13 protein-coding genes are annotated in these 14,690 nt (G+C 65.3%); 4 read left to right on the plus strand and 9 right to left on the minus strand.

The window, feature by feature from the left end:
• Positions 1 to 33: 33 nt before the first annotated feature.
• A complete protein-coding gene (locus C811_RS10730; protein WP_016309621.1) occupies positions 34 to 264 on the minus strand; it encodes a hypothetical protein in 231 nt (76 codons plus the stop codon).
• A 495-nt stretch (positions 265 to 759) separates the two neighbouring features.
• On the opposite strand from C811_RS10730, the gene yihA reads away from it, so the two are divergent.
• Complete coding sequence (gene yihA / locus C811_RS10735; protein ID WP_016309622.1) at positions 760 to 1,344, plus strand: ribosome biogenesis GTP-binding protein YihA/YsxC; 585 nt, start codon at positions 760 to 762, stop codon at positions 1,342 to 1,344.
• Between the two features lie 275 nt (positions 1,345 to 1,619).
• Here yihA and C811_RS10740 read toward each other — a convergent pair whose 3' ends face one another.
• Positions 1,620 to 2,609 (minus strand): TDT family transporter, encoded by a 990-nt coding sequence (locus tag C811_RS10740; protein ID WP_016309623.1) that lies wholly within the window; start codon positions 2,607 to 2,609, stop codon positions 1,620 to 1,622.
• 235 nt (positions 2,610 to 2,844) lie between these two features.
• Here C811_RS10740 and C811_RS10745 point away from each other — a divergent pair, with 235 nt between their 5' ends.
• Positions 2,845 to 3,729 carry a LysR family transcriptional regulator gene (locus C811_RS10745; protein ID WP_022926525.1) on the plus strand — a complete coding sequence of 295 codons (885 nt, stop codon included), beginning with the start codon at positions 2,845 to 2,847 and terminating at the stop codon, positions 3,727 to 3,729.
• 64 nt (positions 3,730 to 3,793) lie between these two features.
• Here the strand turns inward: C811_RS10745 and C811_RS10750 are convergent, their stop codons facing one another.
• From C811_RS10750 to C811_RS10775, 6 genes are all read right to left on the minus strand, one after another.
• Entirely contained in the window at positions 3,794 to 4,621 is an 828-nt protein-coding gene (locus C811_RS10750) for a hypothetical protein (RefSeq protein ID WP_016309625.1), read from the minus strand.
• Between the two features lie 147 nt (positions 4,622 to 4,768).
• On the minus strand, positions 4,769 to 5,737 hold the full coding sequence (locus tag C811_RS15845; RefSeq protein ID WP_016309626.1) for a VanW family protein: 969 nt from the start codon (positions 5,735 to 5,737) through the stop codon (positions 4,769 to 4,771).
• 3 nt (positions 5,738 to 5,740) lie between these two features.
• A complete protein-coding gene (locus C811_RS10760) occupies positions 5,741 to 7,555 on the minus strand; it encodes a tetratricopeptide repeat protein (protein ID WP_016309627.1) in 1,815 nt (604 codons plus the stop codon).
• Between the two features lie 221 nt (positions 7,556 to 7,776).
• A complete protein-coding gene (locus tag C811_RS10765) occupies positions 7,777 to 9,297 on the minus strand; it encodes an IMP dehydrogenase (protein ID WP_016309628.1) in 1,521 nt (506 codons plus the stop codon).
• A 122-nt stretch (positions 9,298 to 9,419) separates the two neighbouring features.
• A complete protein-coding gene (gene hdhA, locus C811_RS10770) occupies positions 9,420 to 10,217 on the minus strand; it encodes a 7alpha-hydroxysteroid dehydrogenase (protein ID WP_016309629.1) in 798 nt (265 codons plus the stop codon).
• Positions 10,218 to 10,535: 318 nt separating this feature from the next.
• Complete coding sequence (locus tag C811_RS10775) at positions 10,536 to 11,156, minus strand: LysE family translocator (RefSeq protein ID WP_022926527.1); 621 nt, start codon at positions 11,154 to 11,156, stop codon at positions 10,536 to 10,538.
• Positions 11,157 to 11,334: 178 nt separating this feature from the next.
• Here C811_RS10775 and C811_RS10780 point away from each other — a divergent pair, with 178 nt between their 5' ends.
• Positions 11,335 to 12,243: a LysR family transcriptional regulator gene (locus C811_RS10780; RefSeq protein ID WP_016309631.1), complete on the plus strand. Its 909-nt coding sequence runs from the start codon at positions 11,335 to 11,337 to the stop codon at positions 12,241 to 12,243.
• A 36-nt stretch (positions 12,244 to 12,279) separates the two neighbouring features.
• Here C811_RS10780 and ngr read toward each other — a convergent pair whose 3' ends face one another.
• Positions 12,280 to 12,888 carry a nigerythrin gene (gene ngr, locus C811_RS10785; RefSeq protein WP_016309632.1) on the minus strand — a complete coding sequence of 203 codons (609 nt, stop codon included), beginning with the start codon at positions 12,886 to 12,888 and terminating at the stop codon, positions 12,280 to 12,282.
• 273 nt (positions 12,889 to 13,161) lie between these two features.
• On the opposite strand from ngr, the gene C811_RS10790 reads away from it, so the two are divergent.
• The gene (locus C811_RS10790) at positions 13,162 to 14,634 is read left to right on the plus strand and encodes an aminopeptidase (protein ID WP_016309633.1); all 1,473 of its coding nucleotides are present in this window, start codon (positions 13,162 to 13,164) and stop codon (positions 14,632 to 14,634) included.
• Positions 14,635 to 14,690: the final 56 nt, after the last annotated feature.

Below are 14,690 nucleotides of genomic sequence, written 5' to 3' on the forward strand. Positions count from 1 at the left end.
TGTCCGAGTGAACGGGGCCGGGGACCTTTCCGCCTACCGCACCCGGCGAAGCGACGCGCCGCAGTTCCAGCAGGTGTCGCGGGTGCCGTCATTGTCGGCAGCGCAGACGGCGCAGGTCTTCACCGGACGGGGGGCATCCACTTCGTCGGTGGGCAGCGGCACCTCGGCCTCGTCGTCGGCCAGACGCGCCATGGCCGCCCGAATCCCCTGCACGCCCGTGATGCGGGCCACTTCCAGCTTGTCGCTGCGTCCTTTTTCTGCCATTCCGCTGCTCCCATCCTTGCGTGGTTCGTCTTTCGGCTACCATGAATGGAACCATTCTCCGCCTTGCTGGCCGCGAAATGGCTTGAAAACGACGGTTTTGGTACCCGAAGGCTCGATTCTCAACGTAAAGCGTATTACTGACGCAGCATTTTCCCTGCTCGTGTATTACCGCAGCCGATTTCAGCCTCTTTTCGGTTCCAAACTCGTCGTTTTCAAGCCAAAATACGTGTCATGAGGCGAAGATGCCGCAAACCGTCGTTTCAAGTTGACTGTCCGCACGCTGGCGACCGCCGCTGGGCATCCACATGAGCGAGCAGCGCCTGGCACCCGCGCGAACGAGCAGCGCCTGGCACCCGCGGGCGCGCACCGTTGGGCAACCGCGCGAGCGAGCAGCGCTATCCGTCCGTGCAAGCGATCAGTCGCCGTGCGCGGCCGTGCGGCACCGCACCGCCGCGTCCGAACGCGCGATACCGCCCCGTCCCCGAAGGAGCACCCATGAACTTCCACAACGCATCGTTTAAGGCCGCCTACGGCACCTCCGCGCAGCTGCCCGCGTCCACCGGCCCCGAGGTGTCCTTCGCAGGGCGCTCAAATGTGGGCAAGTCGTCGCTGCTCAACAAGCTCATGTACCGCAAGGGCCTGGCGAAGGTGTCATCAACGCCCGGCAAGACGGCCACCATCAACTTCTACGATGTGGACGGCCGTGATCTGGTAGATCTGCCCGGCTACGGCTTCGCAAAGGTGTCGAAGTCGGAGAAGGGCCGCTGGTCGGAGCTCATCGAGGGCTACTACAACCAGGACCGCGACTTCGCGCTCGTGGTGTCGCTCATCGACATCCGCCATGACCCCTCGGCGCTCGACCGCAACATGGTACGCTTCCTCCAAGAGGCCGAGCTTCCCTTCGCCATCGCCCTCACCAAAGCCGACAAGCTCTCGAAACAGCAGCAGCAGAAGCAGCGAGCCGCCATCAAGAAGGCCCTCGACCTGCCGAAGGGCACGCCCATGGTGGTCACCTCGTCGGAGAAGGGCGACGGCATCGACGAGCTGCGCGCCCTCATCGCCCGCGCCATCGAGGAGTAATGCGGGACATCGAGCCGGCCGTCTTTCCCATCAACCGCGCCATGGAACGTTAACCGGGCCGCCCGCCCCCCCCTCGGCCGCCCGCCCCCTCTCCTCGCCTTCTCCGCTCCTTCCCCTTCGGTCGCCTGTTCCTTCCCCCTCCCCCCCTCTCCAAGTCAAAGGGCCCTGAAAAGGGGAACGCCCCGGAGGGTGCCGGGGCGTTCAGGAGAGAGAGGAGGAGCCGTCGGGCGTCGCGGCGTGAAGGCCAGCGGCGTCCGAGGCGAGAAACTGCGGAGTTATTCGGCCGTCTCGGCGGTGAGCACCACGGGGGCCTCTACGGCCGGAGCCGCAACCGGAGCGCCCTTCGGCGTGCCGAAGAAGAACTTCATGTAGTGCACGAAGACGTAAGTGACCATCACCGCCGCGAACACGGTCTCCAGGGCGATGAGCGCCTCGACTACGGGCAGCGCGGGAATGGTCGCGCCGGCGGCGTAGAGAGCCTGTACGCCCTTGCCGAAAGCCATGGCGGAGATCACGAAGGGGAAGGTCATGGCCGCGTAGCTCGGGTAGAACTTCAAGGCGATGAACTTCGGCAGCTGGGTTGCCACGCCCACGAGCATCACTTGGCCGAGCCCCATGAGCACGCCCACGAACAGCGGGTCGGGATTCGGCGTGACGGCCAGGTAGCCCACCAGCGACAGGCCCAGCGGAGCCGCGAAGATGCAGAATAGCGGACGGGCCGGCTCGGGAATCTCGTGCTTGAGGTAGCGGGCCACCACCGTGGCCAGCAGCACGGCAAAGCAGGCCAGACCGAACCAGAAGATGCCGCGGCCGAAGGCCTCCATACCGAAGGCAGGCGAGGTGACTGCCGCCACAATGATGCCCACGTAGCAGATGAAGTAGGTGGGAAACACCTCGGAGAGCTTGAAGCGACGGATATAGTGGGCCGTGAACCACGCCATCAGCGTAAAGTGGCCCACTATGGCCGCGCACCACAGCCCGAAGGCGGGCACAATGGCCACAGGCGCCAGGTATCCTGCCAGCTGCATGAGGGTCATGAAGAACGTGGCCGACACGCTGGCCAGAATGGAGTTCTGCAGATCGCTGCGAATCATGGACGGGAACAGGATCACCTTGGCGACGAGCATGCTCACCAGAAACAGGGAGAGTCCGCCGCAGAGTCCGTGGGCGATCTCGGTATAGGGCTGAAGCAGATTGCCCAGAGCCGCCAACCCGAGGGCCACGCCAGCAGTGGGGATCGGTACTTTTTTGATAATGTCGCGCATAGGCTGCCTTTCGTTCGGGGCTCATTGATTGATGAGGGGGTTTCGACCACGGATCGCCGGAAAGATCGCAGCGAGCCGCAGGAAATTCATTGCCGTTATTATGCGGGGTTCCTTACCAAAAGAAAACTTATATATATTTATGTTGTCATAACTTGATGTTATGGTTAGACTACCAGGCATCATGCGGCCGTGCACCCCCGCGGCCGCGGCTCTCAACTTCAAGAAAGGAAGCTCGGTGCAAGACTTTCGCGTGAAGACCTTCCTCACCGTCTGCAAGACGCTCAACTACACCCGCGCCGCCGAGGAGCTGGCTCTCACGCAGCCGGCCGTGTCGCAGCACATCACGTATCTCGAGCGGGAATACAACGCGAAGCTGTTTACCTACCACCGCAAGAAGCTGGAGCTCACCCGAGCGGGCCGTGTGCTGCGCGACGCCCTTGCCACCATGGCCCACGACGACGCGTTGCTCCACGAGCGCATCGCCGAAGTGGCCCACGGCGCAGCCGTCCAGCTGCGCATCGGCATGACCCTCACCGCCGGAGAATACGTAGTGGCCGCCCCCCTCGTGCGCTATCTGGCCGCGCATCCCGAGATTCGGGCCACGGTGCGTTCGGGGGGCACCCAGCAGCTTCTGGCCCTGCTTGCCCAGGGCGCCATCGACTGCGCCTTCGTGGAAGGACTCTTCGACAAGAGCGCCTTTGCGGGCGATACGTTCCGCACCGAGCGGCTCGTGTGCATCTGCGCCGCCGACCACGCTTTCGCCACGGAGCCCGCATCGATGCAGGATCTGCTGGGCGAGCGGCTTATCCTGCGCGAAGAGGGCAGCGGCAGCCGCGACGTGCTCACCCATGCGCTCGCCAAGCACAACCTCTCCCCCGCCGCCTTCTCCGACACCTGCGTGGTGGAAAGCCTCGACATCATCAAGATCTTCGTGGCGGGCAACCTGGGCATCTCGTTTGTCTACGAATCGGCCGTGCAACGCGAGGTGCGGGAGGGCGCCCTGCGCGTCATTCCGCTTTCCGATGCGCCCATCACCCACGACATCGCCTTCGTGCGCCTGCCCCACAGCATCTTCGAAGACGACCTGCGTGCCCTGTTCGAAGGCTTGCAGACGACATAAGTGCGCAAAAAAGGCGCCCCTCTCGAAGAAGGGCGCCAGGTGAAATTGCTCGGGCTCGGGCGGCCTACAGATCGGCGGCCAGGGTCAGCAGCAGCAGTGCGTCGTGGGAGATGGCCTCGTCCACGATCTCGCGGGTGAGCACCGTTTCCTTCTTCACCGTGAAGGCGCCGTCCTCGCTCGTCACGTCGTCAACGAGCGTGGCGCCCACGAGCAGCTCGACGAGCTGGGCGTCCTCGGCGGACAGATCGGAAGCGGCTTCCTCAGCGGCCTCTTCGGCAACCTCTTCGGCGGCCTCCTCGGCCTCCTCCTCGGCCTCGGTCGCAGCCACGGCCACCGCCGCGGCCACCTCGGCAGCAGACGGAGCGGGAGCCTCCTCGACCACTTCCTCAACCACCGTCTCCTCGGCAACCACATCGCCCGAGGAGCGCAGCTCGGCCGCGGTCTTGGCGCCGTTGTCAACGAAGACGAACTCGGGAGCGAAGAACACGAAGGTGTCGGCGGCGTACACGGAGCCATCCTCCAGGGTGATGCTCGTCACCGTGCCGTAGACCGGATCGAACTCGTAGCCGGCCACCGCGCCGAGCTTATCGCCGGTGCGGCTGTAGGCCTCAACGCCCACCAACTTGAAACCGCCGGCGATGAGCGCCTGGGCGCTGCCATCGGAAGCCGGCAGGAAGTTCTCACGCGACTGCACCGTGACGAAGGTGTCGCCGACAGCCAGCGCGCGGTCGAAGGGAAGCACGAGCGGCGCCGTAGTGGTGGCGCTCGCCACAATGTAGTGGCTTACGGCAAGGGTGTCGCAATCAACGCGCAGCTCGCGCATCTTGCCGATGACCCGACGATCGTCAAGGCCGACGACGCTGCGAACGAGAATGGACTCATTGGTTTCCATTTTCAGCTCTTTCTCGGAGGGAGCGGGCCGCCCGGGCGACCGAAAGCTCATAACTTGCAGATAGGCCCCATTGTATACGAAAGCAGCGCCCGCGTCAGCGGAAACTGGGGGCCTTTTGGGAGGTCTGGGCGGAAAATCCGCAGCCCGCTATTTGTTCGGATCGACGCTGCCCTCGGACGTGGTGACCGGAGTGTTCTCGTCCACCTGATAGATGTCGCTCGAGAGCAAGTCGCGCGTCGTGCGCACACCGTCCTGGTAGTACACGCGGAACGCCTCGGACACGTAGTACTGGCGCAGCGTGCCCGCCGCGTCGTCGCGCTCGTAACGGCTGACGATCTGGGACGTGGCATCCACCGTGCGCCCCTCGGGCAGCGGATCGCCCTCGATGCTCACGTCCACCGTCTGGCCCACGGCCTTGGCATGGATGGTTATGGCATGATCGGTGTTGTTCTTCAAGCGCAGGTCGAACGAGCCGTACACGATGGTCGCATCCAGCCCGATGGGGGCATAATCGGACGGAACGGAGTGGGGGTGCCGCTCCACGATTTCCATGTCGGCCTTCACCGCGGCGATGTAGAGGGCCGTAGACACTTGGCACACCCCGCCGCCATCGCCCTGGGCCACTTCGCCGTTGCGGATAACCGCCGCTTCCTGATAGCCGCGCTCGGCGGAGGTGTTGCCCACTACGTCGTTGAAGGAGAACGTGCCGCCCGGCTCGATAACGGTGCCGTCGATGGCCTCGGTAGCCAGGCGAATATTCTCGCTGCGTCCAGGATCCTCGCTCTGGGAGATGGCCTGGTACTCGCCGATGGTCTCCTGCTCGGGCGCGGGCTCCTCCTCGGCCTTCTCGGGCTCCGGGGCGGGCGCCGGATTGCTTGCGGCGGGCTCGTCGACCGGAGCGGGCTCCTTTTGGGCCGCGCTCTCCCAAATAACGGGATTACCGAACGCCATGCACGCCGACAGCGCCACGGCGCAAACGGCAATCAACGGCGCCGCATAGGGCGAGGCGGCGGGGAAACGCGGACGCCGACCGAGCGCGGGGTGCTCGGGCAGCGGACGCGCGCCGGCCATACGGTCGTCGGGCATCGGCTGTTTCACGTGGGATCGCGGAGCCATGGCCTAGCCCATTCTCTCGACGGCGTCGAGCTTAATGCGCTCCACACGCGTCAGCACACTGGACGTGCGCAGCTCGGCGGCAAGAGCGCGAGCCTTGTCGCCCTGGCCCGCCTTCACATAGCAGGCCATCTCCTCGAAGCGGGCGCGACGGGCGTCCGAGTCCTGCGGCGCCGCCGCGGCAGCCTCGCCGTACAGACGGGCGGCCACGGGATAGAGCCCCTTGTCGCGCAGACCCTGGGCCTTGGCGAGGAACTCCTCGAAGCGAGCCTCGCGGGTCGAGGCGGGCGCGGGAGCCGCCGGCACGAAATCGGCGGGGACCTCGATGCCCGGAGCGGACAGCGGCGCAGGCTCGGGCGCAACTGCAGGCGCGAGCTCCGCTGCGGGCACGGGCTCGGGCGCGGTGGGAGCGATCGCCGGTTGCGGGGCGGGAGCAGGCTGCGGGGCGATCTGCGGCTGCGCTGCGGGGGCAGGCGCGGGAACGCCTGCGATGGGGGCCGCAGACTCCGGCGCGGCGGACGCCACGGCAAAAGCAGGCGCGGACGCAGGCGCAGGCGTGGGCTCGGGTGCGGGCTCGGGTGCGGGCTCGGGCGCGGGCGCAGGCGTGGGCTCGGGCGCGGACACAGCCGGAGCCGGCGATGCGGTCGGCACGGAAGCTGCAACAGGCGCCGCGGGGGCCTGCGAAACCGAAGACGGAACGGCCTTCGGCTTTACGGAAGCCGGCGACGCAAGCCCGCGGGCGGCCGTAAAGTCGAGGGCGAGCTGCGAATCGTCGCCCGAAGCGGGCTCTTCCGCGGTGCCGAAGATGGCGGAGAAATCCACTTCGCCGGTGGCATTCGGATCGAGCACGGTCTTGCGCAGCTTGAAGGTCTCCTCCGCCTCGGCCTCGGGAGCGGCCACGGCCTCGGGGATGGCAGGCGCCACCGAAGCGGCTTCCACGTCCGGCTCGGGCGCCGGCTTGGCATGAGCGCCCCGACGCGGAGAGCCGAGCGGCACCAGATGAGACGACGTCGTGCGCTTATAGGCCAGAATGGGATTGGGCACCGTCTCAGTGTCAGACACCACGAGGTAGCGCTCGTCGCCCTCGGCAAAGGGAACGGTGAGCATCATCGTAGACGTACTGTGGGAAGGCCCTTGCGGGGGCTTGAGCGACGGAGCAACCTCCGGCTCGAAGATGCCGTCGTCGGCCTCGTTCTGCTCGATCAGATAATCCTCGATAAACGCTTCGGCCTTGGGGTCGGGGGCGGTTGCATCCGAAGGCTCGGCGACATCGGGGCCGTCGGCACACTCGACGTTCTCGTTCCGAGCCGCCTCGACAACCTCGGCAGAATCGTCCTCCTCCTGCGCCCCCTCTTCGACAGTCGGAAGCTCCTCGTCTTCGAGCTCGTAGTCCTCGACCGGCGGGCACGGACGCTGCAGCGAGCGGAACTCGTTCACCGGGTGGTTGGGGGTCACGGGCATGAGTGCGCCATCGACGCCGACGCCCGGCTTCACGGTGCGCGTCCGCGGCTCGGTCGTGCGGGCGCGTAGCGTGGGCTCCTCACGGCGCCGAGCAGCCTGAGCTGCTTTGGCCGCCTTCATCACGCCCATGTAGGCGGCAATGGGCACCACAATGCAGGCAATGGCGAAGAAGGGGGCCGACCACACCTGGGAGGCATTAATGGCGACAACCCAGAACAGGGCAGCCACCAGAGCCATCGACGCAAATGCAGCAGCAACGGCACGGCGCTGAGGCGATGTCGAGCTCAGCCGCAGGCCGATTACAAGACCTACGACGATGATCAGCACAAAAAGTGCTATGCCGATCGAAAATTCGCCCACATCGCCTCCGTTCCTTCGCAAAATAGGCGGTCTTATCCATTGAAATGGAAGTATAGCATCCGTCAAGAAAGGCGGCACGAGAACGTCAATTTCTCAGAACTTTAGACACAACCAGCGGATTTTCGGTGCGCCGTGCACGTATATATAAGTTCCAACACGAAGGCGGCCTCCTATTCGGAGACCGCCTTCGACAGATCAGGGCTTGCTCGTGGAGCAGTTAGCTAGCGCGTGTTGCTCGCGTAGGGGGCCTTGTCCTTCAGCAGCACGTCGTGGGCGCCGCCCTCCACGATGGACGTGGCGCTCACCAGCGTGAGCTTCGCCTTGTCCTGGAACTCGGGAATGGTGAGCGCGCCGCAGTTGCACATGGTGCTCTTCAGCTTCAGCAGCGTGATGGCCATGTTGTCCTTCAGGCTGCCGGCGTAGGGCACGTACGAATCGACGCCCTCCTCGAAGGAGAGGTTCTTCTTCTTGCCGCCCAAGTCGTAGCGCTGCCAGTTGCGGGCGCGGGCCGAACCCTCGCCCCAGTACTCCTTCATGTAGGTGCCGTTCACCATGACCTTGGCCGAGGGGCTCTCGTCGAAGCGGGCGAAATAGCGGCCCAGCATGACGAAGTCGGCGCCCATGGCCAGGGCGAGCGAGATGTGGTGGTCGTACACGATGCCGCCGTCGGAGCAGATGGGGATGTACACGCCGGTCTCGCGGAAGTACTCGTCACGGGCGCGGGCCACCTCGATGGTAGCCGTGGCCTGGCCGCGGCCGATGCCCTTGGTCTCGCGGGTGATGCAGATGGAGCCGCCGCCGATGCCGATCTTGATGAAGTCGGCGCCCGCGTCGGCCAGGAAGCGGAAGCCCTCGGCGTCCACCACGTTGCCCGCGCCGATCTTCACGGCATCGCCGTAGTGCTCGCGCACCCATTCGATGGTCATCTTCTGCCAATCGGAATAGCCCTCGGAGCTGTCGATGCACAGCACGTCGGCACCGGCCTCCACGAGCGCCGGAATGCGCTCGGCGTAGTCGCGGGAGTTGATGCCCGCGCCCACCATGTAGCGCTTGTGGGAGTCGAGCAGCTCATCGGGGTTGGATTTGTGGGAGTCGTAGTCCTTGCGGAACACGAGCGCCACCAGGTGATCGTCGGCGTCCACGATGGGCAGGGAGTTCAGCTTGTGCTCCCAGATGATGTCGTTGGCCTCCTTGAGGGAGGTGTCGGCCGGAGCCACCACGAGCTTCTCGCGCGGGGTCATGAAGTCGGCCACCTTCTCGGTCAGCTCCATGCGGGAGAGGCGGTAGTCGCGCTCGGTGACGATGCCGAGCAGCTTGCCATGGGCCGAACCGTCGGCGGTGACGGGCATGGTGGAGTGGCCGAACTGCTCCTTCAGGTCCACCACCTGTTCGAGGGTCATATCCGGCGACAGGTTCGCGTCGGAGGTGACGAAGCCCGCCTTGTAGTCCTTCACGCGGGCCACCATGGCGGCCTCGTCCTCGATGGACTGGTTGCCGTAGATGAACGACAGGCCGCCCTCGGTGGCCAGGGCCACGGCCATCTTGTCGTCGGACACGGCGGCCATGATAGCGGACACCATGGGCACGGAAAGCTCGAGGGGGCAGTCCTCCTCGCCCTTGCGGTACTTCACCAGGGGCGTCTTCAGGCTGACCGCCGCGGGCACGCAATCGGCGGGCGTATGGCCCGGCACCAGCAGGTACTCGTTGAATGTACGGGACGGTTCCTCGAAGTAGTAGGCCATAGCTGTGCGCTCCTTCTTTCCACTCGGTGCCCTGGATGAATAATTGATTCATTATAGGACGAGAGCGGGCCCCTGCGCCAGAGGCCCGCTCCGACCCGCTTTATATTTTCGCCAGCGGCCCCCTACCGGGCCACAGCGGCATCCATGGCGTCGGCGTAGATGGGCGTGGCCAGGCCGAAGCCGCCGGCCACTTCGATAAGCTGGCCGGTGGTGGCAGCGCTCTCGTCGCCGAGGAAGTACACCACGGCCGCGGCGATGTGCTCGGGTTCGGCCATACGGCCCAGCGGAATGTGGCGCAGGAAGAAGGCCTTGAACTCATCGGAGAGGTTATCGGCTACGGCATCGGTGGCGGTCATACCCGGCGCCACGGCGTTCACGCGGATGTTGGCGCGGGCCAGCTGCACGGCCATGGACTTCGTCATATGGTTGATGGCCGCCTTCGCCGTGCCATAGGCAATCTGGCTGATGTCGGGCACGCTGCCGGCGATGGAGCTGATGTTCACGATGGAACCGCCGCCAGTCTTGACCATCTCGCGCGCCGCCGCCTGACAGCCGAGAAACACGCTGCCCGCGTTTACGTCCACTCCGCTGATGAAGTCGTCGTAGGAGGTGTTCAGCAGGTCCTTGTCCTCGGCGGGGTTCGTGCCGCCGAAGTTGTTCACAAGCCCGTCGATGCGCCCCTCGGCGGCCACTACGGTATCGATCATCGACTGGTAGCTGTCGGGTTTGGACGCGTCGTTGTACACGCATTTCACCGCAAAGCCAGCCGCCGTCATCTCGTCGACCTCGTTCTGGGCGCGCTCCATATTGCGGGCACCGATATAGACGGTCGCCCCCTCCTGGGCGCACGCCCTCACAATGGCCGCGCCGATCCCGCGCGTGGCCGCCGTTACTACTATTACCTTGTCCTGCAGACGCATGGGGAAGTCCTTTCACGCAGCCGGACCCTCTGCCCGGCGAATAGGAAACCTCCCCATCATACGAGGGCGCTCTCCCGAAAACGGCCGTCCCTTGTCACCTGTTTCCTTCCTGAACTAAATTTCACGTATTTTGGCTTGGAATCGACGGTTTTGTTACCGCACGAGCGCGAAATCGCCCCTGGCGTAATACGCCACCTGGGGAAACGGTCGCATCTGTATTACCTGGCACCTCATTCGTGCGGCTTTTGGTAACAAAACCGTGATTTCTAAGCCAAAAGGAGCTCCCACAGCTCGCTTCGCGCCCGCTGCCGCGGGGTCTCAGCTTCCGAGCAGGGGCGCCACCATAGTCGCGGCGCACAGTGCAAGCGAGGCGGCCATCGCCCCGTCTACACGGCGGCGATGCCGCTCGTAGAACGACCGCAGAAGCTCGCCCGCGTAGATCCAGGCCAGATTGCAGCCGACGCCGATGAGGGGCATCACCAACCCCGCAGCCGCCAGCGCCAGCGGGTGGTCGCTCAAGGGGAGCACGTAGGAGCACAGCGCCGTCAGGCACAGCACCAGTATCTTCACGTTGGTGATCTGCAAGAGGAAGCCCGAGGCCGCCGTGGGCTTCGCCTCGTAGAGCGCGTGCCCCTCCCGGCTGGGCGCCACCATAGTCCAGGCGAGCCAGAGCACGTAGGCCGCTCCCGCCACGGTGAGCCACCCCATCAGGCCCGACGCCACCTGGCCTACGGTCCACACGACCAGCACCGAGGCGAACGACACCGCGTAGAAGCCGGCGATGAGCCCGTACCACTGGCGCAGCGCAAGCGTCCGGCCGTAGCGCAGCGTCGTCGCCAACGAGCAGAGGTTCGCGGGTCCCGGGGTGATGCCCTGCACGAAACAGTAGAACGCCAGCCCTGCCAAGGTGGCCGCTATCGTCATTCCCGTTGCCTCCATGGGTGCTCCCCTTCCGTTGTCTTTCCGTTGGCTCTAGCATAGGACGCCACAACGCATTTGTATAATGAATGATTGAGAAGAATATGTTTGACTAAATCAATCAATGTTGCGTATGCTGGAGCCTGCGCGCGGCGAGGCCGACCCCCGCCCGCGAAGCGCGCCGAAGAGGAGGATCATCGTGGATATCAAGTGCCTGCGCACCTTCCAAGCCGTCGTGGCCTGCGGCACCTACGCCAAGGCGGCCGACCAACTGGGCTACACCCAGTCGACGGTCACGGTGCACATCAAGCAGCTCGAACGCGATCTGGGGCTGCCGCTGTTCGAGCGCATCGGGCGCCGCATGGTGCTGACGCAGAAGGGGGCCGAAGCGCTTGCCCAGGCCGCCGAGATAATCGCCGCTGCCGATCGCCTGGCCGCCCTCGGCGCAGAGGAGACGGCGCTGCGGGGCACGCTGCGGGTGGATCTGGCCGAGACGCTTCTGTGCTATGCGCTCGACGAGGTGATCGCCGCGTTCCGCGAGCGCGCCCCGGGCGTGACGCTGCGCCTGCGCGACCGCACCTGCGCCCAGGTGTCCGAGAACCTGCGCGATGGCTCCTGCGATCTGGGGCTCACCTACGCCTTCGACTGGCAGCCCGAGGATTTCTCCATCGAAGAGGTGGGGCAGATTCGCACGACCCTCGTGGCCGCGCCGGGCGTATCCCTCCCCGATTTCCAGTCCGCGGGGCAGCGGGCGGAACTCCCCTTCATCATCGACGAGCCCGACAACGTGTTCCGCATCGCCCTCGAGCAAACCCTGGACGCGCGCGGCGTAATACTCGCTGAGACGATGGAACTCTGGAGTTCCCAGGCCATCAAGCGCCTCGTTGCCATGGCCATGGGCTTTTCCGTCTTCCCCCGCTTCGCTGTTGCCGACGAACTGGCGCGCGGCACCTTCGTCGAGATTCCCGACCCCTTCGGCAAGCGCACCTTCCCCGTCTACCTCGGCCACCGCAAGACCCACTGGCTCACCCCGGCCGCCCGCCTGTTCTGCGACCTCGTGCGCGAGCACTTGGCCTCTGACAACGAAAAAGCGGCCGCCTCGGGATGAGACGACCGCTTGAGTGGCGTGGTTTCCGCTGCGGAATTAGAACTTGCGGAACTTGTCGGCCGGGGTGAAGCAGATGGGGCACTTCTCGAAGTCGTCGCCCTTGTGGATGTAGCCGCAGATGGGGCACAGGTAGTAGGCCTCGTCGGTGGGAGCGTCGATGTTGTTGTAGGCGTCCATGTACAGCTCGGCGTGCACGGCCTCGGCCAGCTTGGCGCGGGTGAACACCATCTCGGCCTTCTTGTTGCCCTCATCGATGGCGACCTTGATGAAGTTCGGGTACATGTCGGAGGTCTCGTAGATCTCGCCCAGGGCGCCGGCGATGAGGTTCAGGTCGGTGGCAATGCCCTCGGCCTCGGGGGCGGCGGGACGCTCGTAGCCCGGCTCCATCTCGGCGATCACGCCGGCCTCCAGGCCGATGTGGATCTGCTCGGCGGCGCTGGTGGCCTCGAACAGGCGGGCGATCTGGTCGAAGCCCTGCTCCTTGGCGGCCACGGCGCAGGCAGCGTACTTGGCGGAAGCGCCGGTCTCGCCGCAGACGGCGGCCTTCAGGTTCTCCAGAGTGGTGCCCACCTCAGTAATGGCCTCGGGAACCACGTTGAAGTTGCTGGAGTTCTCAGCGGTAGGAATAACGTCACGCAGATTCATGGAATCGCTCCTTCTGACTCGTCTTCTTGTTTCGGCCACCCGAAAATGGCAGCGATCATTATAGTACGAAGATATTGCGTGAAACCTCAAAGCAACATTTCCCGTCCCCTTTTCACAGGGGGAACACGGGAGCCGCCCGCTGACCGCGCATAGGCTCCGCACCAAAGGCCATTATGGGTGCGCGCCCTGGATTTTCCTTGGGGACATGCCCATCCGTTGCGGTTTCGTAGCATACTGGGCCCAGCATCTGGCATCCGCGAGAAAGAGGCAGCTGTGGAACGAAACGTGGCCTGGAAGCAATACGACGAGACGGCCCTGGCCGAGCTGGAGGCGCTGGCCGCCGACTATATCGACTTCATTTCGGAGAACAAGACCGAGCGGGAATGCGCCACGGCAGCCATCGCCGCCGCCGAGAACGCCGGCTACGACTCCCTGGCCGACTGCATCGCCGCCGGCACCCCAGTGGGCCCGGGCAGCAAGCTGTGGGCTTGCGCCCAGGGCAAGGCCGTCGTGCTCGTGCACGTGGGCAGCGAGCCCCTGGCTGCGGGCCTGAACATCCTGGGAGCCCACATCGACTCGCCGCGCCTGGACATCAAGCAGAACCCGCTGTACGAGGCCAACGACTTCGCACTTCTGGACACCCATTACTACGGCGGCATCAAGAACTACCAGTGGACGGCCCTGCCCCTGGCCCTGCATGGCGTGGTGGCGCAAACCGACGGCACCGTAGTCGAGGTGAACATCGGCGAGGACCCCGCCGACCCGGTGTTCTGCGTGACCGACCTTCTGCCGCACTTGGGCACCCAGCAACTGGACAAGAAGGGCGCGAAGGTGGTGGAGGGCGAGGACCTGGACGTACTCGTGGGCAACCGCCCGCTGGTGGAGGCGGCGGCCACCAACGCGAACGCCGAAGCCTCAGCCGATGAGAGCGGCGAGACAGCGGAAGCCGCCGAAGCTACGGGCGAGACGGCCGGCAAGGGCCCGGTGAAGGCCCACGTGCTGTCGCTTCTGGCCGACAAGTACGGCATTGCCGAGGAGGACTTCCTCTCCGCCGAGCTGGAGGTAGTGCCGGCCGGTCGTGCCCGCGATTTGGGACTGGACCGCTCCATGGTCATCGGCTACGGCCAGGACGACCGCGTCTGTGCCTACACGTCGCTGGCGGCCCAGTTGGCCCTGGGCGATGATGTGCCCGCCCGCACTGCCGTGTGCGTACTGGTGGACAAGGAGGAGATCGGCAGCGTGGGCGCCTCGGGCATGGCATCGATGTTCTTCGAGAACACCATCGCCGAGATCATGGCCCTGGCCGGAGAAGACGGTCCCTTGGCCCTGCGCCGAGCGCTGACCCGTTCCCGCATGCTGTCCTCGGACGTGTCCGCCGGCTTCGACCCGGCCTACGCGAGCGTCTACGAGGCGAAGAACTCCGCCTACCTGGGCCGCGGCCTCGTGTTCAACAAGTACACCGGAGCCCGCGGCAAGAGCGGCTCCAACGACGCCTCGGCCGAGTACGTGGCCCTCGTGCGCCGCATCATGGACGATGCGCACGTGAGCTTCCAGACCGCCGAGCTGGGGCGCGTGGATGCGGGCGGCGGCGGAACCATCGCCTATATCCCCGCGAAGTACGGCATGGACGTCATCGATTCGGGCGTAGCCGTGCTTTCCATGCACGCCCCCTGGGAAGTGACGAGCAAGGCCGACATCTACGAGGCCCGTCGCGGCTACGAGGCCTTCCTGCGCGACGCGTCGTAAGGGCTCGCTCCCGCATCACGCGGCGGCAGCCGCTCCGGATTCAACAACCCCGCCTA

Origin of the sequence: Adlercreutzia caecimuris B7, from assembly GCF_000403355.2 — a bacterium.
Lineage (GTDB): Bacteria > Actinomycetota > Coriobacteriia > Coriobacteriales > Eggerthellaceae > Adlercreutzia > Adlercreutzia caecimuris.